This is a genomic window from Bifidobacterium sp. B4142 (genome assembly GCF_026537325.1).
In the GTDB taxonomy this organism is placed as follows: Bacteria; Actinomycetota; Actinomycetes; order Actinomycetales; family Bifidobacteriaceae; genus Bombiscardovia.
In genome coordinates this window covers 551,466-574,470 of the sequence record NZ_JAFNMJ010000001.1, presented here as the reverse complement: position 1 = coordinate 574,470, position 23,005 = coordinate 551,466, and the positions used below count along the sequence as shown (strand labels likewise).

The window sequence follows — 23,005 nt, the reverse complement described above, 5'->3', positions numbered from 1 at the left end:
TCACCTCCAGGCAGGGCGGAACGTGAGGATCAGCCGTGCCCCGAGGCTGACCGTGTACTGCACGATGCTGGACCCGGGCGGAAGGCGGAAGGCCTGGTCTCGCACCAAGTCGCCGGCGCTGGGCATCATGTCCCGGAAATCAAGGTCCAGGCCGTCGGCCTCGCCAGCCCAGACGACCTGACGGCCCCCCTGGGAGAGGGACAGCTGCCGTACCGGGCCCTCCACGCGCGCATGCGGCCATGCCGGCAGCGTCCCCGGGTTTGCCGCGGACAGATCCCCGGCAGGATCCGGCTGGCAGACGATCAGACGCCCGTACTTGAGCGGGTCCGGGCAGGTGACGATCAGGCTGAAACTGACCGCCTGGCCCCAGAAGACCATGGTCGTGGCCGGGTCGGCGGACAGGTAGCCGGAGCACTGCCGCATCCCCGACGGGTCCGTCACCGTGACGGTCAGAGTCCGGGTCATCAGGTCGCACACCCGGTCCCTGACCATGGATGCAGCCAGGCTGTCCAGGGTCTTGACCAGGCAGCGGATGGTCAGCACCCGGCTGCCCACCGTCAGCCGGGACGGCATGTACGCGCCGTCCGACTGGGGGATGTCTGCCGGCGACTCCCTGGGGGCCGGCGTGCCATCCCAGCCGTCCATCCCCTCCAAGCCCCACACCTCCCCCTTCCGGGAGAGCAGCTGGTAGCGGGTGAAGCCATCGAAGCGCAGGCTGTCCACATCGCTCTGCACGGTGACACTCGTCACGACAAGCCTCCCACCTTGATATTCGCCATCCGCGTCCGCTCGGCGATGTACGCGCCCAAAGCCTGCTTGTCGCGCACATCCAGGGCATTGACGTTGACCGTGATCTGCACTTGCTTTTCCGTCGGCGCATCAGCCGGCGACGGCTTGCTGAAGAGCGCCCGCTGCTGGTCGCCGGTCAGCACCAGCTCCGGATCCCGGGTCTGGTTGCTGACCAGGGTCGTGCCGGGAGCCAGGTAGCCGCCCTTGTCGTACAGGCTGGGCACGATGCCACCCTCTGCATACCCGCCAGGCCGGTCCAGGGCCGACAGGCTCCCATACCGGTGCAGCGCGTAATTCAGGCCAGCGTAAATGTTGGCCAGCGGGTCCGTGATCGGCCGACCGGCGAAAGGCCCTGCATAGGCCGCGAAAGTGCCGGGGATGGTCTGCATCAGCCCCTGCGACGGCATGCCGGCCTTGGCGTTGCTGTCCCAGTTGTTGATCGCGTTCGGGTTCCCGCCGCTCTCCTGGTTCATCCTCCGGAGCACCGTGTCGGTCCAGCTGTCAGGCTGGCCCAGCATGTGCAGGGCCTGCACCACCAGGGGACGCCAGCGTTGCACGCCAGCGCCCCCATTGCCGCCGGGAGCCGGCGAGCCGGAGGATGCCGCCGAGGCGAACAGGCTGGCCGCCATGCTTTTGACCTTGTCGACCAGCGCCTGCATGGTCTTGATCGGCAGCTGGGCGATCATCCGCCCCCAGTCGCCTGCGCCGATGCCGCCCAGCAGCTGCTTGACCGGGTCCACGATCAGCCGGGAGATGGTCCCCCCAGGGTCGCTCATGAAATCGCCGATGCTCTTGGCCGCGTCGGACAGCCAATGCTCCGCATTCTGGACGATGCCGCCCAGATCGAAGCGGGGCACAATCCCGCCCGATGCGAAGCCCATGTCAGCCCGCACGGCCGCAGGGCCTGCCTGGCGGGCCAGGCGGTTCCAGCGGTAGACGTTGTCCGCGCCTACGGCGCGCACCCATTCGGGCACCATCCAGGCTTCGCCGGGCGAGGTCATCGCCAGGATCGTATCCTGGCCCGGCGCATACCCCGGGTTGATGCCGCCCTCCGCGAAATGTGCGTCAGGCAGATTCAGGTGCAATCCGACAGCGCCGGCCACCTTGTTCCATACAGCCTGGATGCCGTTGGTGTACACGGTGTCGACCACCCAGCGGACCGGCTTGGCCGCCGCATCTTTGATCTGGTCCCAGGAGCGTCCGATCCAGTCCTTGGTCGTCTCGAAAGCCTGCCCGATGGCATGGATGCCGTTCTTGAAAGGCTCGAAAACATTGGCGCTGATCCAATTCCACGCGTCCCGGCATTTGGTCACGATCCAGTCCCAGACGGGGCGGATGTAGTCGTCGTAGAGGCTCTTCCAGGCAAGTCCGATAGTCTTGGAAACCTCGCGGAAGGGGGTGACCACATGCCGAAAGATCCAGTTCCACGAGTCACGGAACTTTGCCACTATCCAGTCCCATACGGGGCGGATATGCTGCTGATAAAAGCCGTTCCAGGCATCGCCCAGCGCATTGACACCCGATTTGAAGGGTTCGAGCACATGCGCGCTGATCCAGTTCCAAGCCGTGCCCATGGCTTGCCTGATGCCGTCGAAGGCAGGCTGGATGACCTTGTGCCACAGGTCCTCCACCGGCTTCTTGAGCAGGTTGAAGGCCACCACCCAGGGTGTGAGGAACACCGTCAGGACGAAGGTGATGAGGAATTTGAACGCCTGGCTGATCCCATGCACGACAGTTTTGAGCACGTTCACAGCGCCCTTGGCAACGCCGGTGACCTTGGACCATGCGGTTTTGAAGAAGTTCACGAACGGGCCGGAGAAGAACTGGCCCAGTTTTTGGCCCATCTGCTTGATCTCGCCCACCTGCTCGTCCACGAAGTCGTGGAAGGGTTTGATGTTGTCGTAGGCGGTCTTGAAAGCGGATACCACCAGCATGATCCCGGTGACGATCCAGCCGATTGGGTTGCTCTTGGTGAAACCTTGCAGGAGGAAGTCGAAGGCTACCTTGGTGAGCTTCACTGCCTTTGCGGCCAAATTGGCTCCCAAAACGACTGCCGTGAAGCCTCCGCCGACAGCTAGCAGCACCTTGGTGAGCGTTTTGTGCCTGTCAGTAAAGGACTTGACGGCCATTGCCCCGTCTGTGAGCCCCTTCATGCTGCCGGTGATGGCGGGCAGGAACTTGGACGCGAGCGTGATGCGGGAGGTCTCCAGCACCTGGTTGAAGCGTTCGGTCTGCACGCGGGCGGTGTTCTGCGTCTCCTTCCACGTGGAAATGTCCTTGCCGTTCTGCTTGGCGGCGTCGCTGATGCCCTTCACGTTGTTGGCGAAGGTTCTCGTGCTGCCGCCGGAGAGCATCAGGGCGGTGTTCATGCCGGTGGCCCCGCCCATGATCTTTTTCAGGGCCTCGGTGTAGGTCTGCGCCTGGGGGCTGCCTTGCTTGAGCTGGTCGTTGAAGCCCTTGCTTGTGGAGTACATCTGTTGCCACTGGCGCACGAGGGCGGCCTGCTGGTCAGGGAGCGCTTTCAGCCCTTGCCGGTAGTCGTTAAGTGTCACGGACCCGTCCATGACGCCCTTGGCGAGCTCTTTGGCCTTGCCGGTGAGCTTGCCGAACATGGTGGCCGCGTCTTCAGCAGCAAATTTTGATTGGTTGAAAGCGTTGAGCAGGATGGTCCCGGATGGGCCCATGTGTTTGAGGATGGTTTCGGACAGGTAGCTGATCGTGCCGGTCAAGCCGCGTTTGCCCAGGTTCTGGGCCACGTCCACGCTGCTGATGCCGAACTGCTGCATCTCCTTGATGGCCACGGAGTTCGGGGCCTGGAGGGCGCGGATCGTGTTGGCCAGCTCCTGGGTGGACTCCTGCGCGCTGGTGCCGTGCGAGGTCAGGGTAGCCTCGGCTCCGCCGACCTCGGCGAAGCTGATGCCGGCCGCCGAGGCGACCGGGAGGACCGTGGACAGGGAGCCGGCGAACTCCTGCATGCTGGTCTTCGCGGCACCGCTGGCGGCTACCAGCTGGTTGGTGACGCTGGAGGCCTTGCCGGTGGGGATGTTGTAGGAGCGCATGATGGAGGTCAGGGCGTTGGTCATGACCCCCAGGTCGACCTGCTCGTCGGTGGCTCCTTGGGCTGCTGCTTTGAGGACCTTGAGCCCGTTGGCCCCGCGGATCTGGGCCTTCTCCATGGTGTACATGCCTTCGGCGAGCTGGCTGGTGCTGATGCCGGTCTGCACCGCTATGTCCTTGATGCCCTCCTCCACGCCATGCAGGTTCTTGGTGGACTCGCCTCCGGCGGTGACCAGGAGGTTCATCTGCTTCTGAAAGCCTTCGGCTGCGTCGGCGCTGGATTTCATCCACTGGGCGATGCCGACAGCCCCCAGGCCGACGCCCAGCAGGCTGAGGCTGGTCCTGGCCTTGTCCCAGACGCCTTTGAGCTTGCTGGACTTGCTGCCGACCCCTTCCAGGGACTGGCCGAAGTTGGCCCACTTGGGGGGTTGCTCGTCGGCTGTTTTGGCGAGCTCTTTGTTGGCCTTTGCCAGCTGTTCGGTGGTCGTCTTGCTCTGCTTGTGGGCGGCTGCGATGGCTTTTTCGGAGCGTTCCACCTGGTCGTCGGCCTGACGTGCTTTGCCCCGGGCAGCCGTGAGCTGCGCTTCGGCCTTCAAGGCTTGGGAGGAGCCTTCCCCGTATTTTTTTACTTGCTCGGACAGGCGCTTTTCGGCGGCCTCCTGGTTTTTGGCGGCTACGGCGGCACGGTCGCGGGCTTTGGAGATGTCCCGGGTGGCGTCCTCCACGGCGCGCTTGGCTTTGGCTTCGGCATCCTTGAGGGTGTCGACCTGGGCTTTGAGCACGTCGGTCTTGGAGGCGGCCGCCATGGACTGCGACCAGGCTTTCCCGGAGGCTGCGCCGGCCTGCTTGGCGGCGTCCGTTGTTCCCGTCAGCAGGAGTTTGGCGAAATTCGCGAGATTGGGGAGGACGTCCATCCACACCGAGTTCACGCCGGCCATGTTCAGCCTCCTGGGATGATGCGGGACGCCAGGGCGTCCAGTTCTGTTTTCGTCTGCCCGTCGAGGTCGTCTTCGGGCCGATGGTGCTTGTCCTTCTCCTGCTGGTCCCTGGCGATGGCCAGGGAGAGCGGGTTGAAGGGTTTGAGCCCGCGCACAAGGACAGCGAGGGCTCTCAGGGTGATGTCTCCGCGCCAGTACTCCGCGATCGGGTCACGGGGGCTGTACTGCTCGCACAGGGCGGCTTCCAGCTCCTCCGGGTGGCCGTCAGCGTCGAGGAGGTCTAGCGCCGTGTAGGGACCCCTTCAGGTGTTGCGGCCTCCATCTGCTCGCTGATCTCGTTGAGCAGCAGCATCACGTCGGACACCTGCCCGTCGTCCTTGATGAAGTCATCCCACTGGTCGCCGAGCACGGCCTTGACCATGTCGATGTCGGTGGTGGCGGCGGTGACCGCCTCCTTGGTCTTGTTGGACTGGAGCAGTGGGTGCTCGATGTGGTAGACGCGCGCATCCTTGCCGTCCTTGACGGTGAAGTCGATCGTGTCGGTGACCCCGTGGTGGGTCTCCTTGTACTTCTGACGGATCGCGTGGAGGGAATACTGTGTGGACATTGATGCTCCTTAGATATGTTTTGTGTGGGTTAGCGGTCAGGCGGCGGTTTTGGCGCTGGAGGCCTTGTCGTACTGCTTGCCGGTCCTCTCGTCGGTCAAAACGTCGAAGGTGAAGCCGAGGTCCTCGGTGTCGGCGCGGTCCAGGGTCCGGTCGCCGAAGCCGCTGATGGTCGCCTTGTAGGCGAATTCCACCCGGTAGACGGCGTCTGCGCCCACCCCGTCCTGGGCGATCAGGTAGATGCGGTAAAGGGGCAGCTGGCTGAGCCCGTGCTCCGTGTAGGACCAGGTCTTGGAGTCCTTGCTTTCCGGCCATGAGGCGACCGGCAGTCCGGCCCTTAAAGCCTCCGTGTAAGCGTTCGCCTCGCCGAAGGTGACGTCGATCTGGCGTGTGGAGGAGCTCAAGTCGGAGCGGACAGGCTCAAGGTCCTGCAGCATGGTCGTGTCGTCGGTCTTGACGCTGCGCTTTTCCACCACGCCCTTGGTGGTCACGTAGCCTAACTGCTTGTACCCGTCAGGCAGCTGGCGTGGCAGCCCGTCGGGACCGAAGAACTGTTCCGGCGCTGGAGTCGAATAGTCGGCGATGGCGATGATCATCGTGGCGTGCTTGCGCACGTTGCCGGGATTGTTCTGCATGTACTGCTGCACGTCGGCGATGGTCGCCGTCTGTGCAGGCGCGGCAGGGGTCGTCGGGGTGTTAGGCGCAGTAGTGGTCGTCGGGGTTCCGGTCTTGGCCCCCTCGTCCTTGGTGCCGTCGGACAGGCTGGAGGTGGTGCTGTCGGTCATATGATGCTCCTTTTGCATATGCACAAAAGGCCACCCCATCCGGAGTGGCCTGAAAAATGGATTGTTTTAGTTGGGTTCAGCCGCTCATGGGCCTCATGACGAGGCTGAAAGTGGCGGTGCAGCGCAGGATGGCCGGGTCGCCGAAAGGCACGTCAGCAAAAGCGCTGCCTGAGATGTCGTCCACGTATCCGTATTTGTTGCCGTTGCCGGCCAGGGAGGCCATGCACGAGTCCATGGTCTGGATCAGCAGGTTCATGCCAGTCCAGGACTTGGCGAGCAGGTCGATGTCCACGCTCACGGAGCGTTCCACCGGGCCCATCGAGCCGGACGGGCTCAAGCTTGTCTTGATCAGAGGCAAGGCCGTTTTCAGATGCTTGGCATCGGGCAGGACCGTATACGGGCGGTATTTGGTCTTGTCGGTGATCCACTGGTTGACCAGCTGCAGGTGCTGAGGCCATTTGACAGGGTTCATGGTCGGCCTCCTCAAAGCTGCGATGCTGCGCGGCGGAAAAAGTCATGCCGCGGGTAACGCAGGGAGCCGTGCTCCTGCTCTGAGGCGTGCTCGCTGCCGGCGATCACCCTCGCGTAGGGGCGTTTGATGCCGGTGGGCGACTTGGTGCCCGGCCTGGTGCCCGTCTCTATCCTCAAAGAGTCCGCGAACTCGTCGCAGCCCTCCTGGTAGGCGAGCCTCTGGCAGATGGGAAGGAGCCTGGCGGCGATGTCGTTCAGGCCTTGGCGCACGGCCGGGCTTTCCAGGATGTTTTTCTCAAGCCATTGTTCATCTACATTGGCTCCGCTGCTCATCGATGATCCTCCATCATGTACAGCTCGCTGTGCGAGCCGAGCCCGTCGGCCGGCGTGTACTCCTGTACGGCGCTGGCCAGCCGGTAGTTGTGCCCATCCCATTCGATGGTGTCGTCCCCGTCGACCAGGTCGGAGAGGATGATGCCCTGCGGGCCGATGACCCGCCATCTGCCGAGGATGATGTCCTGCTCGAAGAGCACATCGCCAGCATGGGTGACGGGCTGCACGCTGCACCCCGTCACCGTGCGGGTCGTGGTGTTCTCCTGCGGCTGGCCGTCCACGTCCGGCTCGCCCATGGTGCGGCGGATGATGGTGATCGCATCCCCGTGCAGGCCTGTCATAGGATGCCTCCGATCCGGTATTTGGCGATGGCTGCGCTCCATGCGGCGCTGGTGCCCACGGATTGGGCGACGCTGTACGTGCGGGACTCCTCGCCGGTGGTCCAGGAGGCCAGCCCGGGCATGACCTGGTAGATGGCCGCAGCCTGTTCCAGGACCACGTCGGCCACGTCCCCGGGGATGGGGTCGTACCCGTGCGTGTAGGTTGCCTTGATGCTCCTCCACCCCTCCACGGGGTCGGGGAAGCGGAGCAGCCCATCCGCCGACCATTCGGGGGTGACCGTCCGGCCGTGGCATTGGACATCCTTCACATCCTGGACGGGGTAGACGGGGAGACGTACGGTCCTCCCCCCGGTCCCGTCCAGGGTGATGGTGTCCGTGGCCTTGCGGATGGGGTTGCGGCACTGGCCGGTGAACCGGTCGGAGGCAAGCCGCAAGCACAGCGCCAGCTTGGGGTCGTCGGGCTTGCAGCCGAGGCGCTGCGCCAGATCGTCCGGCGAGGCCAAGGGGGCCTGCGGGTCCTGTCCATCGCTCATGCCTGCCTCCTTCTGCCGGCTACTTGGCTGCAGGAGTGGTGCCGGCGATGGTGGCCACGGCGATCCGCTTGGGTTCGCGGATCATGAGCATGTCCTCCTCCTCGGCGCGCACGTAAGTGAGGTTGTGCCGGGCGTCGTCCTCGTTCTGGTTGAAGGCGAGGATGGACAGCGGGGTCTTGCGCAGCAGCTGCACCGAGTGGAAGTCGCCGACCAGGGCCTTGCCCTGGGGGACGATGCTGGACGTGATCCTGGGCACGCCGAACAAAGTGAAGGGTCCTGTCGCGAAGGGCGCGTTGGACAGGTACCGGTCGTTCTTGTCCTGCATGAGGTTGAGCGCCTCGTTGTCGACGGGGTTCAGGACGATGGCCTGGATGCTGATGCCGGGCACCAGCTGCTGGAGCTGGGTGATGGCGTGGGACACGGTGTGCACGATGTCCTTGTCGTAGGCGACGGACAGGGTGCCTGGCGTGTTCAGGATGCCGGTGGGCTGGTCGGACCCGCCGGTCCCGTTGAGGACCATGTTCTCCTTGTAGGAGTCCAGGTTGCGGGTGAGGACCGTGTCGATCAGGGAGCTGATGATCCCGTCGTCGGCCAGCTCCTGGTTGGTGACCTTCACGCCGTCGGCGAGGGTGAAAGCGTGCGCCTCCGCCACGTTCGTGGACAAAGTGCTCAGGGGTTTCAGGTCGCCTTCCTTGACCTTGGCGGCGTTGTTGGTGACGGCTACCAGCTGGCGGTACTGCACGTATGAGCTGGAGGTGGTGCCCATGCTGATCAGGGAGAGGAAAGTGTTGGGCTGCGGGTAGGTCAGGTCAGTGTATCCGGGCAGCATCTGCGGGACGATGGCACCGGGCAGCGCGGTGGACAGGGGTGCCGTGTCGGCCTTGACATGCAACTGGCGGGCGGTGATGTTCACCGGCGTGCCATGCGGCTGGTCGGCTTTGAAGGCCTCGTACGCCTTGGACCTGACGAACGCCTCGCCGTAGGACTTGGCGGCGGTCTCCGGCTTGGGCTCGACCGGCGAGGCGGCCTTCCCCTCCTCCTTGGGCCCGGCAAGCGCCTTGAAGGCGGCCTGGGCCTCGTCGGCATTCCTGATCTGCTCACGCAGGCCGTCGGCCTTCTTCTTCAAGTCGAGGATCGTGGTGTTCTCCTCGTCGGTGAAGTCGCGCTTCTCGTCCTGCGCCTTCGTCGCCAGCGTGTTGGCCTGGGCGAGGACGTCCTTGAGTTGGTCTTTGAGACTCATAGTGTTCCTTCCATGAGGTTGATCTCGTTTCCCGTTGCCCAGGCGGTCAGTTCGGGCACTGTGCAGGCTTTCGCGGCCTGTTCCGCGTCATCCTGCCGCTCCCCGCCCGCCTGAGCGGATCGGGAGGCAAGTTCTTCCTGTACGGTCCTGCGCACCAGCTCCTGCAGCCCCTCATCAGGCTGTTCTTGCTCCGTGCTCTCGATGGGGTCGTCGGCCCCTTCCTTGTCCGGCCCTTCCTCCGCGCCGTCCATGCCGGGCGGGGCAGCCTTCGTAGAGAGGAGCATGGTCGCAGGGTTGGCACCCTTCAGGCATGGGCCGAGTTCGATCAGGTCGACCTTGCCGACCTGGATGATGGTCCTGCCGTCAGGTCCGTCCACGACGTTGAAGTCGGACTCCTCGCCGGCGTATGAGAATTCCTTGACCCTGCGGTCCTTGAGGAGTTTGAAGACCTGCACGGCGGTGGGGTTGCTCATGTCCAGCTGGGCGGTCACCTCGAGCCCCTGCGTGGTCTCCTTGGCTTCCAGCACCTCGCCGATGTGGGCCATCGGGTCGCCCCACTGGTGGGACCAGACCACGGGTATGGGGTCCCCTTTGGCCTGCCATGCGGCCAGGGTCTCGCGGAAAGCGCCAGGCATGACCACCTCGTCGAGGCTGTCGACGTTGCCGAAGACGCTCACCAGGGCCGTGAACTGGCCCTTGCCGAGGCTGCCTTCGTCGCCCACGCTCTTCAATGTGGCGCTGGCGGCTCTTTCCATGGTGTGCGGTTTCATTCGCTGCCTCCGATGTTCTGCGACCCCGAATCGGTCGGGTCGGCCTGCGTCCCGCCGCCCCGCCTCGTGTTCAGCAGGTCGAGGATCTTGTCGTATTCGGGTCCGAGTGAGGGGTGTCCCAGCTCCTTGCGGCCTTCGTTGATGCTCATGTAGGGTCCGCCGACGGCCTTCTGCAGGATCTCGGCCTGCTCCTGGAAGCTGCCGCGCAGGGCCGCGTTGAGGTCGAACTCCACGTATTCGCGCGGGTCGTCGGCCACCAGGGGGACGATCTGCGCGTTGAAGGCCTGCTCCAGCTGCGTGAAGATGGGCCCGAGGGTCTCCTTGTACAGGGAGTCGCGGAACGCTTGGGTGGAGGAATAGTTGGCCTCCCTGGCCCCGACCATCTCGGGCGGCACATGGTAGGCTGACGCCACCTCGATGTCGGCGAGGGTGCGCCCCTCGACCTCCTGCGCGTCCTTGGGGCTGAACGCCTCGACCTTCTCCCAGTGGATGCCCTGCAGGACCGGCGAACGGCCCTCCTTGCCGCCATGCTCCAAATAGTCCGAAATGTCCTCTTCCAGGCGTTTCTGCGCTTCGGGCTTCAACGGCTCCATATCGGCGTCCATGGCGAAGATGCCAGGGATGCGGGCCCCGTTCCTCCAGATGGCCTGACGCCATTTGACCGACTGCGCATACTCGCGCAGCGTCTGGCCGAGCGTCTGCATGGGGCTGACACCATTGGCGCTGCCGTACCCCTTGTCCCACAGGACGCCGTCCAGGCCTATCGTGGTGCTGCCGGCGTCCGCCGTGGACAGCTGGATGCCGTGCACGTCCTCGTAGCCGGTCCAGGTGAACCGCCAGGTGTAGGCGGGCAGCCGGTACAGCTCCCACCCGCTTCTGGACGTGGCGGAGGGCAGAAGCTTGACGGCGAACCGGTCGTAGACGAGCATGTCGCAGATCACGTCGAACCAGAACCGGTAGGCCCCGTGGTACACGGTGGGGTATTTGACCAGGTCGTAGAGGGGTCCCGTGCTGACCACGGGCCTGTCGTTGTCCCCGTCTCGCCGGTACACCTTCATCGGTATCCTGGCCGCGTTCCTTGCGATGAACTCCACGGTCTTGCGCACGGAAGGCTGGGTGGCGAACACGCTCATGGCCTCCGTGTTCGCCGACAGGGGCATGCCGGGGTCGACCACGTACCACCTGCCCCGCACGGTGCCGGACTGGAAGCCCTGGACGGACTTTTCGACGTGCTTATGCCGGTCAAATGGCCAGATCATGCCGTCCTCCTTATGCGTACAGCCCGTGCGAGGCGTAGGGGTTGGGTTTCACGCTCTTCCTGCGGGTCATGGCCTCGGAGAGCGCGTCGCAGATAGCCGCCACCCCGTCGATCTTGTCCCGGGAGTCATGCTTGTTCGGCTGCACGTTGCCGTTCTCGTCGCTTTTCACGGCCAGGTTGTCCACGTTCCACCGCAGGACCGGGTTGCCGCCGTGCTGGAAGAGCGGATGCTCCTCGGAGCCGGTCAGGAGAAGCCGCTGCAGCTCCTTGAGCACCGGGCTCAAGGTCTTGAACCCCTGCCTGACCGGTGTCAGACGGTCCACGGACAGGCCCTGCTCCTCCAGGTCGTTGACCACCTGGGTGGCGTTCCACGGGTCATAACCGATGGTCTGGATCTCATAAGCCTCCAGGTCGGCGCGGATCTGCTGCTCGATGTACGAGTAGTCGGTCACGTCGCCAGGCGTGGGCACCAGGTAGCCGTCACGCACCCACACGCTGGCATTGCCGGAGGTCCTGCGGTCCAGGTCGTCCACCACCGCCTCTGGGCACCAGAAACGCATCCGGCAGGCGTACCCCTCCCCCTCCGGGAAGAGCAGGCACCATGCCGTCAAGTCGGACACGGACCCCAGGTCCCACCCCCCATAGCATTCCCTGCCCGCGAGTGCCTGTTCGTCGACCTTGCCGGCGTTGCGGTCCCAGGCTTTCAAGGTCAAAAACCTGGTCTCCTGCTTGGTGCGGATGCCCAGGTGGAGGCGAAGGTAGTTGGCCAGTTCGGCGGGCGAGTTCTTCGCCCTCCTTGCCGCCTCCTGCAGGTAGTCGGCGGACGGGGACACTCCGTAGCCGGGGTTGGCTTTCATCTGCGTTTCCACCGCGAAAGGGTCGTCGTCCTCGTCAGCGCCCCAGACGACCCCGTACCAGGACTGGTCCTTGATGGTTCCGGCGGCGAGCTGCTCCACATAGTGGCGGGTCTCGTCGTAGATGGTGCCTGACTTGCCCGCATCAGGAGTAGTGATCCTCACGCCCAGCGGCTGGGTGCGCGAGCCTCGCCCCGTCTCCAGGGTGCGCACCAGGTCCGGGGTCTTGTACACGTGCAGCTCGTCGCAGATGAAACAGTGCAGGTTCATGCCGTGGGCCGCATCGGCGGCGGAGCTGATGACCTCCATGTAGCTGCCGGAAGCCATGTGCACGATGCGCTTCTGATGCGCTTTCATCACGCCCTTCAAAGCCGGGGTTTTTTCGACCAGCTGCTTGACCGGCTGGAAGACAAAACCAGCCTGATGCTCGGTGGACGCGGCGCACACCACCTGAGCGCCCTCCTCCCCGTCGGCCCCCAGCATGTACACGGCGATCCCGCCCGAGAGGGTGGACTTGCCGTTCTTCCTGGGCACGTCCACATACAGGTCATGGATGATGCGCACCGTCTGCCCGTCGGAATTCTCACGCACCCAGCCGAACACCGGGGCCAGGATCCATGCGATCTGCCAGGACGCGGGGTCCAAGTGCCGGCCGGCCCATTTGCCTTGCGTGTGCCGGAGCACGTGGAAGGACATGAGCACCCGGTCGACCCGCACAGGGTCGAAGTAGGCTCCCTCCTCGTTGCGCGGTTCGGCGGTCTTGATCTTCGGGGTCTGCCACTGCTCGGGGAGGCTGATCCCACGGGAGAGCATGTACCATGCGACCTCCGGCGACAGCTTCAAACGCCGGAGGTCGTCATCCGAAGGCATCTCGAAGTCATCGGAGAGCCTGTAGGGGTCAGGCAGGCATGGCGAAAGGGTTCGCTTCCTGGTCGCCATCATCATCACCCAATCCCGCTATGTCCCCTTCCGCCGCAGGGTTCAGCCCGAAGTCACGGGCGAACGTATGGATGTCGGAACGGGCCGCCTTCAACGCGCTCACCGCAGGATGGGGCTTGGGCACCCCGCTGTCGGTCACCACCGAAAGGCCACCGTTCGCCTGCAGCTCCTTGACCGCCTCGCGCATCTGCCAGACCGCCGTGCAATAGGCCTCGAGGCTCGGGCCGTCGACCTTCTTGAGTATCCCCAGCCGGTCCAAAGCGTCGACCACCTGCTTCCAGGTGCTTTTAGCGGCGCTCGGCATGTAGGAGGGCATCTTCGGCCGCTCGCGAGCAAACTCAGGAGCCTGCCCGACCTTCCGTCCGCCCGAATCACGGTCCTCTCCCCTGCCATTGATCAATCTGAGCTTCACCGGAGTTGGTGATGGTCCTCTGCGGCCCATGATCCCTCCAATCAGGCCAAAACAGGCTAAAAACGAAAACGAAAACCTGAGACGCGAAAATCCGAGTTTCGGCGGCGCGGATGGCCGTGGACTTTGTCCATGATTCAGACCCCCTACCCCTGTGGGTGGTCACTGGTCGAGCTGGTCGAAGATCCTTGCCGCTAATCCGGGACCATGGTCGGCCCCGTGCCGTTTGCGCCTACTGCTGATGGTCTTGGCGTGGTGACAGTCGTGGCACAGGCTTTGCAGGTTGGCGAGGTCGTAGAGGCTGCCGCCGTCGGCTATCTCCCAGATGTGGTCGACTTCGGTGGCCGGCTTGCCGCATCTGACGCACCGGTGTCGGTCACGGTCGAGGGCGAGGGCCCTGGCCTGTCTCCATGCGGTGGGGTCGGTCCGTCTGGTGTGGGCTGATGGCGTGCTCCATGCCGGCCTTTGATGGTCGGCGCATCTGCCGTCCTTGACGGCTTTGGCTGTGCAGCCTTGCCTGGTGCAGCGTCCTTGTGGCCTGGTGGGCATCAGAGCAGCTCGATGCCGAGGGTCTGCAACGCGTTGAGGTATTCGTCCTCGTACATGCGTAGCGGCCATGCTTTGAGCGCGTCCTCGCGTGTGACCTGCATGCCTTGGCCTTGCATGGTGTCTGCTATTCGGGTGAGCTGGTGCGCGATGGCGTGCAGGTCGCCCGCCTGTTTACGCTCTTGGGGTTGTCTGGCCATGTTGTGCTTGATGTTGTTTCCCCGCATGATTCCAGCCTTTCTCGGCGTGTCGCACTACTATACTTTAATAGCTGTGCTATAGTAGTAATTGTTAACGGAAAGGAGGTGATTCCATGGAGTTCAAGGATTGGGCGACGCTCTTCATGACGGCGGTCGGCAACCTGGTCTCGGCGTTCAGCGCCTACATCGCATACCGGGCATGGCACGACAGCCGCAAAAAGTAGAGCAGGGTTCCGGCCAGCGATAGGGGCCGGAACCCCGTCCCATCCATCATACAGGCTCCATGAGCATCATGAGGAAGCTATCCATCACATTCGGCGTGCTGTCGGCCGCCTTCGCCGCCCTGACGGTCGCGCTCGCACAGGTGAGTCGCTTCGGCTACCTGATGGCCATCGCCGCCGGCCTGTTCGGTCTGGCTGCCGGACTGCTGGGAGACAGACAGTGAGAACATACCTGTCGTTCACCCAGGTGGCCCAGCGGCTCGGCATCACCACAGGGGCGCTGGGCGGCCTGCACCTGCCCGACCCGGACGTGCTGATAGGCAGGACCCGGGGTTGGAGCGAGAAGACCATCGACGCGTGGAACGCCGCCAGGCCTGGCCGAGGAGTCGGCGGCGGCAGGCCGCGCAAAACGTAGGTTGCCCGGCTCGCGTCCATGCGAAGAAGAGTAAGTTTTGGCGTGGCCGGGCAAGTGGAATACGGGCAATAGGTTCAGCCGTATACAGATGATACTTAAAAGGGTAAGCAAATGTACAACTTGATTATCAGCATTAGTGGGAAAATTGAAGACATTAGTTTATATCGAATGCTTGAATATACTGACCCCAAAATAAAGGAACAGTTCAAAACAACAGAGGGTGCGATAGATTTCCCTAAGCTTGATAAACTACCCACGCTTTTAGTCGAGGAATTTGATAGCGCTTCAGACGCTCCGGTCCACGTAGGCTACCTAAACCCTAATAATCGCAATGAGATTGTTCAGTCAAGTCAGTTCCCTGAATTCCCAGCAAGCCTTCTTTATCAACATATGCTACGGTTCGGCATTGATTCCGGTAGTTGGGAGAACAAGCGTACACATTGGGCTGTGAAGAATATTGATTTGTTTAATACAGTAAGAGAGATTCTTAACTTGAAGCAAGAGGATCAGCAACCAGTCGATGTCAAATCAGCTAAGAAGACCCTCTCCACACATGCTGACGAATTAGATAATGATTGCATTGCGATTATGATGCCTTTTAAAGATTTTGACGATACTTTGGAAGTAATTAGACGCGTATGCAAAGAATCAGGGTTCCAAGCCAAGCGTGTTGACGATAACTACGGTCCAGCTAGCATTCCCGATGAGATTCATAAGTTAATACGGAATTCCGCATACGTAATCGCAGATATGAGTGGTTTAAATGCAAATGTTTGCTATGAGGTTGGTTATGCAGCTGCATTGGAAAAGCCGACAATTTTAATAACTAGCACACCAAGCGAAAAAACTCCCTTCGATATAGCACACATGAGAAGAATCGAATATCTAAAGAACGGGGAGGGATTAGAGGCACTTCAGGACAAACTCTCAAAAGCTGTCAATTCACTCAAAAAGCCTCGATAATGACAAGGGCCGGACATCTCTGCCCGACCCTTACACTAAAAATCAACTATAACATATAGTAGCGGCAAAGCCGGATATGTCAAGCCGCGCTCGCTGGTGTGTCTTTCTCGATCATGGCAATGATGTCCCCGACCCGGTACACGTCGAGCCCTTGGCTGCCTTCCTGTCGGCTGATGTAGCCTTTCTGCGCCCAGTACCGAATGGTGCGTGCGCTGACCTTGTACCCGCATTGGGTGAGCAGTTGCGCTATCTCGCCTGACGTGCCTTCCTGGTAGGAGTCCATGAGCCAGTCTCGCTGGGTCTTCCGGGTCTCCGCCAGGTCGTTCAATTGGCCGCATTGCGGGCAGATGGCGTATTGGGACTTGTCGAGCACCCAGAGGATGGCGCTGCATGCCTGGCACCAGCCCCCGCGACGCTTCTCAGACTCCCAGTCGAAGATGCGCTTGACCGAGTCCGCAGCCTGGCGCATCTGCTTTTGGATGGCCGGAGCGGACCGGTTGCGGGCGAGCGAGGGCACGCCTTCCAGGAGCAGGGACCTGCCGGTCTGCCTGGGTGTTCCTGCCGGCACGAGGGCGGTGTAGAACTGGCGGAAGTACTGGTAGTATCCCCATGCGTCCTCCCTGAGCGGGTCGGGGTTGGTGGCTCGTGGACCGATGCTGCCTTTGGCGAGTTGCTTGGGTCCGGGCCTGGCCTGCCTGGTGGCGACCTGGTAGAGGTCGTCCATCCGGTCGCACATGTAGCCGAGGTCGGCTGCGAGGACCCGCTGGCAGTCCTTGCAGATCCGCTCCCCGTCAGCCATTGCAGCCCCGTCGTTCGGGCATTCACTTGCCACTGCCGCTCCTTTCGATGGTGATCTTGTCGGCAAACACGGTCAGCTGGAGTCTCGGGACGGGCATCTCGTTGACGGGCGGGAGTATCTTGACCGACCCGTTCTCCACGCAGTTGCTCAAATCCACGCCGTTGATGGACACCCCGTCTCTTCTGACGTGGATGTCTGCTCCATGCCATTCGCTCATCGTGTGGGCTCCTTTCGGGTTGTTTCCGAGATGCCTTTGAAGAACTCGTTGACCCCGTTGATCAGGATGCCGAGGTTCCGTCCTTCGGACAGCCAGTGCTGGTAGTAGTCTTCCTCCCAGCCGAACATGGCTCGGCTGATTGCGGCTCGGCTGTCCTCGCATGGGGCGACATGCTGGTATTCGGTCTTGGTTCGCCTGTTCTCTGCTGGCCTGCTGATATTCATCGTTTTCCTTCCCTGATCACCCATTTGAGGATGGCTTTGGGTTTCTGCGTAATTGTCCTGATGACTGCCTGGACTGCGTACGCCAAGCGCCTTATTGCAAATTTGACGATCCCTTGTGAGTGGTCCTTCTCTTGATCCCAATCGATCAGAATGCCCGCGAAGAGCATCATGAACGCCAAGACCACTAACGTGAGTATATTTTCCGCGAATTCACTCAAAATTCTGGTCCTCCTTGGCTTTCAACCATTCCTGGACTCCCTTTTCAGGGAAAACAAACTTGTTATACCCGAGCTTGATGGCTTTCGGACCTTTGCCTCTGCGCCTCCACTCACCCAGCGTGCGGGGTGAGATACGGAGCGCGGCAGCCACTTCCTTGACGGTCATCATGGCCGGTTCTTCGGGTTTCTTGTCGTTCAAAATTCTGGTCCTTCCTGGCGTGCTGCTTCCTTGGCGATCGTCGTGCGCATGGCTTGGATGACCGCCTGCGGGTAACCGTATTGGCGGCGTATCTGCTCATCGTCTGCTCCCTCGCGGATCGCCTGCAGGGCCTTGGCCTGCCGTGTGGCGCGAGTCATGCTTCCTCCTCAAGTGCTTTACGATTGGCGACCCCGAGGTCTTCAGTGAGGGCAGTGAATTGGCTTTGGAGCACCCCACACTCATGCGTCATGGACGTGCTGCCGACATGCTCGTAATGGACCTTGGCTTCGTTGACAAGCTCAATGGCCTCGAAGAACCTCTTCCCAGCTTCGGTGAGCTTGTATTGGGCCGCCCATGCCTCCTTGTTCTTCCGTGTCGCGCTCATAGCTCGTCCAACAGTTGGCATATAACACACGCGAGTCCGATGATGAGGCAGATTGCGATGCCGATGAGACCGTATGAGACGATATTCCATCCCGCGTTGTGCGTGATCTGCACCAATACGAGGAACAGTATCGTCAGCGCCAGGAACACGGCCAGATCGATTAGTTTGCTCATTACGTATCCGACGTAGTTCATGCTTCCTCCTTCGGGTCGGGCCCAACGGACCGGTTGTATTCGTCGTCTAGATGCCAGTGTTTCGGGCAGTAGTCCTTTCCGTCGTCCGTGTGCAGCCATTCGCCGCCATTGTCTGGGTCCGCGAACATGATCACGGCACTGTCGTAGCTCTCCCAGCAGCTGTATATGTCATCCTGCGCAATCTCTTCGCATTCAGGCCAGTCGCAGGCCAAGGTGTGCATGGGGATTATCCTGTCACTCATGCTTCCTCCTTCAGCGCGTTTTCGATCCTGTCCGCCGCCTGCTGTGGCGTGTGCCCGTCCCAAGCGGGGGCCTTGCCGACCTCTGGGCAGTCGAACAGGCCCCAGTACTTGTCCTCGTAGTGGTTGCTCACCTGGCCCGTGGGCAGCCGCGCGGAGACGATGAACCATCCGCCCCCGAAGCAGGGTTCACCGTCGGAATGCCGGCGTGACTTGACGACCGGGTAGCCGGCCTGCTGCCATGCCCTGACGGCCCAGGCGTGGTAGATCATCCGATACCGGTACAGCTCGTCGAACGTGTGGTAGCCGTCGCTGATCTGTCCTGTAATGTCGCTCATAGCAGCCTCCTTGTCTTCTCCCACTGCTTGAACAGTTGTTCGGCTTCTCGCCTCATAGCCTCCATATGCTCTTCTTTGGGGCCTTCCTCACGTTTTCCCGTCTCGCCCTCACTCCGACTAGGGTCAGGGTCCGAACAGCCGTCAGGAACCTGTTTCTCGCCTTCGGTGTTGTCGAGGATGAACTGGGCCAGTCTGCGGGCCGCCCTGATGCTGTTGTGCATCTGCAAAGACCCGGCATCGCAGCTCACCATCCAGCACATCCGCCCGTCATCCCTTTCCTCCCCCTGCTTGGGTTCGTGCCCTGCGTGGTCGAGAAGCCATATGCCTATCCTCCTTGCCATGACCGGGCTGAGGGTCTTGCCGACGAAGTCGCGTCCCTCGCTGAGGGTGAGACGGATGCCGCCATCCACCTCGACCAGGGACATCTCACGTATGCCGTAGCCATCGCGGATGCCGAGATCGTACCTGTCCTCGGATCGCTGCTCTTCGGGCGGCCATTCGGACCAATCATCGGGCCCTTTAAACCCGCTCATGCTGCCTCCTTGGTTTCTTTCGCCCACCGTGCGTACTCGTCACAGCAGGGCTTCTTCATCCGCTCGCACTTGTCGCACACCACCGCGTCGCATAGCGGGCATTTCGAGTGAAACTTGTCGGGCTTAAGCGGCCCACGGCAGATAGAGCATTTACTGGGGTACACATCGGCATACTGTTGCTCCGTGCGGCCCCTGTACCGGTACGAAGTGATCGAAGGATCCCAGTCGACCGTGTACTCGAATTTTCGCCCGCAATGAGAGCACTTCTGCGAGTAGGGACCATCACCATGCAGATCCGTCGACTCAAATGGGTCACAACCCCCGCAGTACGGGCAGACGATTTTGTCGCCCCCGTAAACCCACTTCTCGCCTCTGTAATTCATGCTGCTCCTCCGATCATGTCTTCCAATCGCATGTCTCCTGCTTTCGCCTGCCCGTGGCCGATGAAATGCCGGACGGGCCTGCGCTTGGGCTTCGGCTTGGGTGCCTCGATGATCAGCCGCTGTGAAGCCTCCACCGCGAGGGCGTGGGCCTGGTCGAGACTCCTGCCCTCGCCTATGGCCTTGATAAGCCTGCGCCGGTAGGTGATCGCATGATCCGAGTCAATGCCCGCCCGGTCCATGAGCTCGCCTATCAGCGCGTTCTCCGGGATTCTGGTCTTGCGGATGGCACGGATGCCTGCGTTCACGTCGCCCACCTGCATCCACCTGCCCTTGTTGTTGCCCGCGTAGAAAGCAGTCACAGCGTCAATAGCGTCCGTTAGCGTGTAGTCGGGCCGGAGTGCTTCAGCGAACGCCCTCACCTGAAGCGGGCTGGGCACCGCGTTCCCGTGATAGGCCCCGATCCTTGCGAGGATCGTCTGCGCATCCCGTTCCAGGACCGCACCCTGCGGGCTTTTCCAATACTCTTCGGTTCTCATGCCGCCAGCTCCTTCCTGCCGGTCAGCTCCTGCCCGCGTCTCAGGGCCTCTTCAGCCCGTTGCGCGTAGGCCTTGGTCTGCTCCATCTGCGCCTGCTCGTTCTGCTGGGCACGACTCATGCCCGACGACGACGCGGGCGCTCTCGGCCTGGGTTTGTTCTTCCAGCCGCCGTCATGCAACCACTTGGCTGCTGCCGGAATGTACCTGGGATCCCTGTGCTCGTCACGAAGCATCTGAGCCCCCTGAAGGAGAGCAACCAGGCTTACGCGCCTACGGCGCACCCTGCGGAACTCGCGGACTGCGGCATCCTCGTAATCGTGATTCGGGTAGAGCGACCAGAACTGGGTGAACTCGACGGTGGGCTCCGATGATGGTTCCCGGATCTGCCGTTCGTCGCTCTCAACCCCCGAAGGGGGTTTAGGGGATATATCTACGTTAGTAGATATATAAGGTACGGGTACGGGTACGGGGTTCGTTTTTGCTTCATGTTTTGCTTCAGCATTTGCTTTAGCATTTGCTTCAGCATTTGCTTCGCGTTTGCTTCGCCTCGACTTGCCCGACTTGATGCCGCCGAGCTTCCCAGCCTTGGAACGACGGGCTTTCTTGGCCTCGACTTCTTCCCGTGGAGGGTTGTAATCCAGAAAGTCGTGAATCTGCCAGTGGTCGCCCTGATCTTCCCACAGACCCGCCGCGACGAGTTCTTCCGCGAGTTTTTCCGAAGCATCAGGGTGAAGCACACGAAGCAAACGCTTAAGCACTTGCCCGTCAGTTTGCGAAGCACTTGCCCAAGCACCTGCTTCAACCCATAGTCCAACGGCGGCTATGCTCACCCCTGCCATTTTCGGGTTGAGCGGGAGCCGGTCATCGACCTTGAACCACACCATGATTCCCTCCTTTCTTTTTGCTTCCCGGTCCTCGTTGGCATCCGCAGGACCGTGTTCTTCCGCTGGTGAGGTTGCTGCCGATGATGGTCTTGACCTTCCCGCAGTCGCACCGGCACGTCCACATGATCTTCCTGCCTTTACGCCCCCAGTAGTCGATCACAGTGAGCATGCCGAACGTCTCACCGCGCAGGTCTTTGATGGGTCGGCTCGTATCTTTGAACTTGACCCTGCCTCGAGTCGCCTGCTCGCGTGGCGTCTCATGCAGCAGGTACATGTCCTCCCTGGACCGGTGCCCGCCGTGCACGGGATCAAGCTCGTGCAGGCGGCGCGTGTACCGGCGTCTGCTGGCCGGCTCACGCAGCTGACGGGCGATCACCAGGGCAGGCGGGTCAAGCCACGTCATGAGTCGGCTCCTTGACCCATACGATCCAGTGCGTGCCGGTCTGCTTGGGCTGCCGGTTGCCGAACAGAGGCTTCCGGTCTGTGCAGGCGAGGATCTGGCTGACTGGTATCTGGGTCTCGTTCCACTTAAAGATCAGCACCCCGCCGTCTTCCAGGACACGGAAGCACTCGGAGAAACCCTGTTTCAAGCCGTCCCGCCAGTCGGCGGACAGCCTGCCGTACTTTTTGACCATGTAGCTCTTGTCTCCGCCATGCACCAGATGGGGAGGGTCGAAGACCACGAGACGGTAGGACCCGTCCGCGAAAGGCAGGTGGCGATAATCCATGAGCCTGTCAGGATGGACATCGAACCGACGCCCGTCGCACAGCTCCCAAGACTCGTCACGGATATCACCGAAAAGCACACGAGGGTCCTGCTTGTCGAAGTACATCATCCGGCCGCCAGAAGCCGGATCCAAAACCATAGGCTCACTCATGAGCGGCCTCCGGGTAGATGCGAGTCTCGATGCCAGCAGCACAGGCTCGGCGGATCATGTCCCACGTGCCCAGGCTCCTGCCCGCGCTCGGAAAAGCCAGACACAGGTCCGCACCCGCGTCAGCCATCGCCTGATTACGGATAGGGCCAGCGGCACGACCATGCTTCTTCCAGTCGGCAAGGAAGGTCTCGCACTTGCAGGCGCACTCCTCTGCCAGCACGCGAGCCCAGTCGTCCATGCCATCCGGACACCCGCCCTGGACGATGGTCACAGGTAGCTGCCGCATCCCCGGGTATCTCGCATCAGTCTCCCTGGTAAACGCATCCAGCAGCTGGATGTAATCCTGAGCTGAGCTTCGGGTGCGGCCACCGGTGACGATGATCCTGAAATCACTCATCCGGGGTCACCGCCTCGACTGCGGCCTTGATGGCCACCTCCGCAGCCGTCTGCAGAGTGTCCAGGTCGGTGTCCTTAAGGCCGGTCACATGGTCGCGCATGGCGAACACGGCCTTATCCGAGGCATCATCAGACAGCAATGCACCCATGAGAGCCTGCCTGACACCTTTCAATGGCCACTTGTCAGTGATCAAGCTCACGTCCTTGGTGACTCTGACCGCCTGCCAAGTACCGAATATGTACGACCTCCACAGCGTCAGCTCCTTGTGTTCCTTACTCATGGTCTTCCCTTTCGTCTATCCGGTGTCCGGTGATGACCACCTGCCAGGTCTCTTTGCGATTGGTCGGCTCCCCGACCTTGAAAATGTGTGAATGCACGTACTGGTATGAGTCGTCCTCCAGCACGCCGGCTGCGACCAGCCCATCCTCCAGGTGCTTGACGGTCGGGTACAGGTTCGGCGCGTCAGCCCTGGCCGTCCGCTTCGGATACCTGACCACGGTCAGCATGTCTATCGGCTCGCTGATCGTGTGGGGCAGGCGCATGTTCCTGCCCTTGACATAGCCGAGCTTCTTCAGCTCGCGGGATCGTGCCGCGTTCCCATTCACACGCCCCTGACTTCCGTTGCTTTTCAGCAGCATGCTCTTGGGCACGTCGATGGCCACGCGGAACAACTCCTCTCCAAGCCGGCTCATGACTGCTCCTCCTGCTTGGCGATCAGGTAGCTTTGCAGGCCGTCAATCAGATGGTCCACAGCCACCCGGTCACACCCGGACAGGTCCACATGATCGATTGACGAGTGGGCGCTGCACATGATCTCAGCCTTAGCCGGGGTGTCAAGCACGACCCGGATGTACCCCTTGTCGGAGTGGTCATCGATCCTGCGTATCCGCACACTCATGCGATCGCCTCGCATT

General features: G+C 61.9%; 38 protein-coding genes. 3 read left to right on the top strand and 35 right to left on the bottom strand.

The window, feature by feature from the left end:
- The 16 genes from J3U06_RS02660 to J3U06_RS02585 form a co-directional block, all read right to left on the bottom strand.
- A complete protein-coding gene (locus J3U06_RS02660; RefSeq protein ID WP_267444240.1) occupies positions 1 to 750 on the bottom strand; it encodes a hypothetical protein in 750 nt (249 codons plus the stop codon).
- The gene (locus tag J3U06_RS02655; RefSeq protein WP_267444239.1) at positions 747 to 4,784 is read right to left on the bottom strand and encodes a phage tail tape measure protein; all 4,038 of its coding nucleotides are present in this window, start codon (positions 4,782 to 4,784) and stop codon (positions 747 to 749) included. Before J3U06_RS02655 ends, J3U06_RS02660 begins: the two co-directional genes overlap by 4 nt.
- A 2-nt stretch (positions 4,785 to 4,786) precedes the next feature.
- On the bottom strand, positions 4,787 to 4,939 hold the full coding sequence (locus tag J3U06_RS02650; protein WP_267444238.1) for a hypothetical protein: 153 nt from the start codon (positions 4,937 to 4,939) through the stop codon (positions 4,787 to 4,789).
- Positions 4,940 to 5,064: 125 nt separating this feature from the next.
- The gene (locus tag J3U06_RS02645) at positions 5,065 to 5,391 is read right to left on the bottom strand and encodes a hypothetical protein (protein WP_267444237.1); all 327 of its coding nucleotides are present in this window, start codon (positions 5,389 to 5,391) and stop codon (positions 5,065 to 5,067) included.
- Positions 5,392 to 5,427: 36 nt separating this feature from the next.
- Positions 5,428 to 6,174 carry a hypothetical protein gene (locus J3U06_RS02640; protein WP_267444236.1) on the bottom strand — a complete coding sequence of 249 codons (747 nt, stop codon included), beginning with the start codon at positions 6,172 to 6,174 and terminating at the stop codon, positions 5,428 to 5,430.
- A 76-nt stretch (positions 6,175 to 6,250) separates the two neighbouring features.
- Complete coding sequence (locus tag J3U06_RS02635; RefSeq protein WP_267444235.1) at positions 6,251 to 6,646, bottom strand: hypothetical protein; 396 nt, start codon at positions 6,644 to 6,646, stop codon at positions 6,251 to 6,253.
- Positions 6,647 to 6,657: 11 nt separating this feature from the next.
- Positions 6,658 to 6,978 carry a hypothetical protein gene (locus J3U06_RS02630; RefSeq protein WP_267444234.1) on the bottom strand — a complete coding sequence of 107 codons (321 nt, stop codon included), beginning with the start codon at positions 6,976 to 6,978 and terminating at the stop codon, positions 6,658 to 6,660.
- On the bottom strand, positions 6,975 to 7,319 hold the full coding sequence (locus J3U06_RS02625; protein ID WP_267444233.1) for a hypothetical protein: 345 nt from the start codon (positions 7,317 to 7,319) through the stop codon (positions 6,975 to 6,977). Before J3U06_RS02625 ends, J3U06_RS02630 begins: the two co-directional genes overlap by 4 nt.
- Positions 7,316 to 7,852, bottom strand: a complete 537-nt coding sequence (locus tag J3U06_RS02620) for a hypothetical protein (protein WP_267444232.1) — start codon at positions 7,850 to 7,852, stop codon at positions 7,316 to 7,318. The genes J3U06_RS02625 and J3U06_RS02620 overlap by 4 nt, the downstream gene beginning before the upstream one ends.
- Positions 7,853 to 7,871: 19 nt before the next feature.
- On the bottom strand, positions 7,872 to 9,092 hold the full coding sequence (locus tag J3U06_RS02615) for a phage major capsid protein (RefSeq protein ID WP_267444231.1): 1,221 nt from the start codon (positions 9,090 to 9,092) through the stop codon (positions 7,872 to 7,874).
- Complete coding sequence (locus tag J3U06_RS02610) at positions 9,089 to 9,847, bottom strand: HK97 family phage prohead protease (protein WP_267444230.1); 759 nt, start codon at positions 9,845 to 9,847, stop codon at positions 9,089 to 9,091. Before J3U06_RS02610 ends, J3U06_RS02615 begins: the two co-directional genes overlap by 4 nt.
- A gap of 11 nt (positions 9,848 to 9,858) precedes the next feature.
- The gene (locus J3U06_RS02605; RefSeq protein ID WP_267444229.1) at positions 9,859 to 11,121 is read right to left on the bottom strand and encodes a phage portal protein; all 1,263 of its coding nucleotides are present in this window, start codon (positions 11,119 to 11,121) and stop codon (positions 9,859 to 9,861) included.
- A gap of 10 nt (positions 11,122 to 11,131) precedes the next feature.
- Positions 11,132 to 12,919 (bottom strand): terminase large subunit, encoded by a 1,788-nt coding sequence (locus J3U06_RS02600; RefSeq protein WP_267444228.1) that lies wholly within the window; start codon positions 12,917 to 12,919, stop codon positions 11,132 to 11,134.
- Complete coding sequence (locus J3U06_RS02595) at positions 12,873 to 13,325, bottom strand: phage terminase small subunit P27 family (protein ID WP_267444227.1); 453 nt, start codon at positions 13,323 to 13,325, stop codon at positions 12,873 to 12,875. Before J3U06_RS02595 ends, J3U06_RS02600 begins: the two co-directional genes overlap by 47 nt.
- A 159-nt stretch (positions 13,326 to 13,484) precedes the next feature.
- The gene (locus J3U06_RS02590; RefSeq protein ID WP_267444226.1) at positions 13,485 to 13,871 is read right to left on the bottom strand and encodes an HNH endonuclease; all 387 of its coding nucleotides are present in this window, start codon (positions 13,869 to 13,871) and stop codon (positions 13,485 to 13,487) included.
- Entirely contained in the window at positions 13,871 to 14,095 is a 225-nt protein-coding gene (locus J3U06_RS02585; protein WP_267444225.1) for a hypothetical protein, read from the bottom strand. The genes J3U06_RS02590 and J3U06_RS02585 overlap by 1 nt, the downstream gene beginning before the upstream one ends.
- Before the next feature lie 265 nt (positions 14,096 to 14,360).
- Here J3U06_RS02585 and J3U06_RS02580 point away from each other — a divergent pair, with 265 nt between their 5' ends.
- The 3 genes from J3U06_RS02580 to J3U06_RS02570 all read left to right on the top strand — a co-directional run bounded on the left by J3U06_RS02580 (position 14,361) and on the right by J3U06_RS02570 (position 15,667).
- Complete coding sequence (locus tag J3U06_RS02580; RefSeq protein ID WP_267444224.1) at positions 14,361 to 14,513, top strand: hypothetical protein; 153 nt, start codon at positions 14,361 to 14,363, stop codon at positions 14,511 to 14,513.
- Positions 14,510 to 14,704 (top strand): hypothetical protein, encoded by a 195-nt coding sequence (locus tag J3U06_RS02575; RefSeq protein WP_267444223.1) that lies wholly within the window; start codon positions 14,510 to 14,512, stop codon positions 14,702 to 14,704. The genes J3U06_RS02580 and J3U06_RS02575 overlap by 4 nt, the downstream gene beginning before the upstream one ends.
- Positions 14,705 to 14,824: 120 nt before the next feature.
- A complete protein-coding gene (locus J3U06_RS02570) occupies positions 14,825 to 15,667 on the top strand; it encodes a hypothetical protein (protein ID WP_267444222.1) in 843 nt (280 codons plus the stop codon).
- A 79-nt stretch (positions 15,668 to 15,746) separates the two neighbouring features.
- Here the strand turns inward: J3U06_RS02570 and J3U06_RS02565 are convergent, their stop codons facing one another.
- The 19 genes from J3U06_RS02565 to J3U06_RS02475 form a co-directional block, all read right to left on the bottom strand.
- Positions 15,747 to 16,499, bottom strand: a complete 753-nt coding sequence (locus tag J3U06_RS02565; RefSeq protein WP_267444221.1) for a hypothetical protein — start codon at positions 16,497 to 16,499, stop codon at positions 15,747 to 15,749.
- Positions 16,489 to 16,683: a hypothetical protein gene (locus J3U06_RS02560; RefSeq protein WP_267444220.1), complete on the bottom strand. Its 195-nt coding sequence runs from the start codon at positions 16,681 to 16,683 to the stop codon at positions 16,489 to 16,491. The genes J3U06_RS02565 and J3U06_RS02560 overlap by 11 nt, the downstream gene beginning before the upstream one ends.
- On the bottom strand, positions 16,680 to 16,907 hold the full coding sequence (locus J3U06_RS02555) for a hypothetical protein (protein ID WP_267444219.1): 228 nt from the start codon (positions 16,905 to 16,907) through the stop codon (positions 16,680 to 16,682). Before J3U06_RS02555 ends, J3U06_RS02560 begins: the two co-directional genes overlap by 4 nt.
- The gene (locus J3U06_RS02550) at positions 16,904 to 17,125 is read right to left on the bottom strand and encodes a hypothetical protein (protein ID WP_267444218.1); all 222 of its coding nucleotides are present in this window, start codon (positions 17,123 to 17,125) and stop codon (positions 16,904 to 16,906) included. Before J3U06_RS02550 ends, J3U06_RS02555 begins: the two co-directional genes overlap by 4 nt.
- Entirely contained in the window at positions 17,118 to 17,324 is a 207-nt protein-coding gene (locus tag J3U06_RS02545) for a helix-turn-helix transcriptional regulator (protein WP_267444217.1), read from the bottom strand. The genes J3U06_RS02550 and J3U06_RS02545 overlap by 8 nt, the downstream gene beginning before the upstream one ends.
- On the bottom strand, positions 17,321 to 17,482 hold the full coding sequence (locus J3U06_RS02540) for a hypothetical protein (RefSeq protein WP_267444216.1): 162 nt from the start codon (positions 17,480 to 17,482) through the stop codon (positions 17,321 to 17,323). Before J3U06_RS02540 ends, J3U06_RS02545 begins: the two co-directional genes overlap by 4 nt.
- Positions 17,479 to 17,709: a hypothetical protein gene (locus tag J3U06_RS02535; RefSeq protein ID WP_267444215.1), complete on the bottom strand. Its 231-nt coding sequence runs from the start codon at positions 17,707 to 17,709 to the stop codon at positions 17,479 to 17,481. The genes J3U06_RS02540 and J3U06_RS02535 overlap by 4 nt, the downstream gene beginning before the upstream one ends.
- Positions 17,706 to 17,903, bottom strand: a complete 198-nt coding sequence (locus J3U06_RS02530) for a hypothetical protein (RefSeq protein WP_267444214.1) — start codon at positions 17,901 to 17,903, stop codon at positions 17,706 to 17,708. The genes J3U06_RS02535 and J3U06_RS02530 overlap by 4 nt, the downstream gene beginning before the upstream one ends.
- A complete protein-coding gene (locus tag J3U06_RS02525; protein ID WP_267444213.1) occupies positions 17,900 to 18,145 on the bottom strand; it encodes a hypothetical protein in 246 nt (81 codons plus the stop codon). Before J3U06_RS02525 ends, J3U06_RS02530 begins: the two co-directional genes overlap by 4 nt.
- Complete coding sequence (locus J3U06_RS02520) at positions 18,142 to 18,480, bottom strand: hypothetical protein (RefSeq protein WP_267444212.1); 339 nt, start codon at positions 18,478 to 18,480, stop codon at positions 18,142 to 18,144. Before J3U06_RS02520 ends, J3U06_RS02525 begins: the two co-directional genes overlap by 4 nt.
- The gene (locus J3U06_RS02515) at positions 18,477 to 19,013 is read right to left on the bottom strand and encodes a hypothetical protein (protein ID WP_267444211.1); all 537 of its coding nucleotides are present in this window, start codon (positions 19,011 to 19,013) and stop codon (positions 18,477 to 18,479) included. Before J3U06_RS02515 ends, J3U06_RS02520 begins: the two co-directional genes overlap by 4 nt.
- A gap of 379 nt (positions 19,014 to 19,392) precedes the next feature.
- Positions 19,393 to 19,932 carry a hypothetical protein gene (locus J3U06_RS02510; RefSeq protein ID WP_267444210.1) on the bottom strand — a complete coding sequence of 180 codons (540 nt, stop codon included), beginning with the start codon at positions 19,930 to 19,932 and terminating at the stop codon, positions 19,393 to 19,395.
- Entirely contained in the window at positions 19,929 to 20,816 is an 888-nt protein-coding gene (locus J3U06_RS02505) for a hypothetical protein (RefSeq protein ID WP_267444209.1), read from the bottom strand. The genes J3U06_RS02510 and J3U06_RS02505 overlap by 4 nt, the downstream gene beginning before the upstream one ends.
- Entirely contained in the window at positions 20,794 to 21,219 is a 426-nt protein-coding gene (locus tag J3U06_RS02500) for a hypothetical protein (RefSeq protein WP_267444208.1), read from the bottom strand. The genes J3U06_RS02505 and J3U06_RS02500 overlap by 23 nt, the downstream gene beginning before the upstream one ends.
- On the bottom strand, positions 21,206 to 21,694 hold the full coding sequence (locus tag J3U06_RS02495; protein ID WP_267444207.1) for an SAM-dependent methyltransferase: 489 nt from the start codon (positions 21,692 to 21,694) through the stop codon (positions 21,206 to 21,208). Before J3U06_RS02495 ends, J3U06_RS02500 begins: the two co-directional genes overlap by 14 nt.
- Positions 21,687 to 22,091 carry an SLOG family protein gene (locus J3U06_RS02490; protein WP_267444206.1) on the bottom strand — a complete coding sequence of 135 codons (405 nt, stop codon included), beginning with the start codon at positions 22,089 to 22,091 and terminating at the stop codon, positions 21,687 to 21,689. Before J3U06_RS02490 ends, J3U06_RS02495 begins: the two co-directional genes overlap by 8 nt.
- Positions 22,084 to 22,371: a hypothetical protein gene (locus tag J3U06_RS02485; protein ID WP_267444205.1), complete on the bottom strand. Its 288-nt coding sequence runs from the start codon at positions 22,369 to 22,371 to the stop codon at positions 22,084 to 22,086. Before J3U06_RS02485 ends, J3U06_RS02490 begins: the two co-directional genes overlap by 8 nt.
- A complete protein-coding gene (locus tag J3U06_RS02480) occupies positions 22,364 to 22,783 on the bottom strand; it encodes a hypothetical protein (protein ID WP_267444204.1) in 420 nt (139 codons plus the stop codon). Before J3U06_RS02480 ends, J3U06_RS02485 begins: the two co-directional genes overlap by 8 nt.
- The gene (locus tag J3U06_RS02475) at positions 22,780 to 22,989 is read right to left on the bottom strand and encodes a hypothetical protein (RefSeq protein WP_267444203.1); all 210 of its coding nucleotides are present in this window, start codon (positions 22,987 to 22,989) and stop codon (positions 22,780 to 22,782) included. The genes J3U06_RS02480 and J3U06_RS02475 overlap by 4 nt, the downstream gene beginning before the upstream one ends.
- Positions 22,990 to 23,005 lie beyond the last annotated feature (16 nt).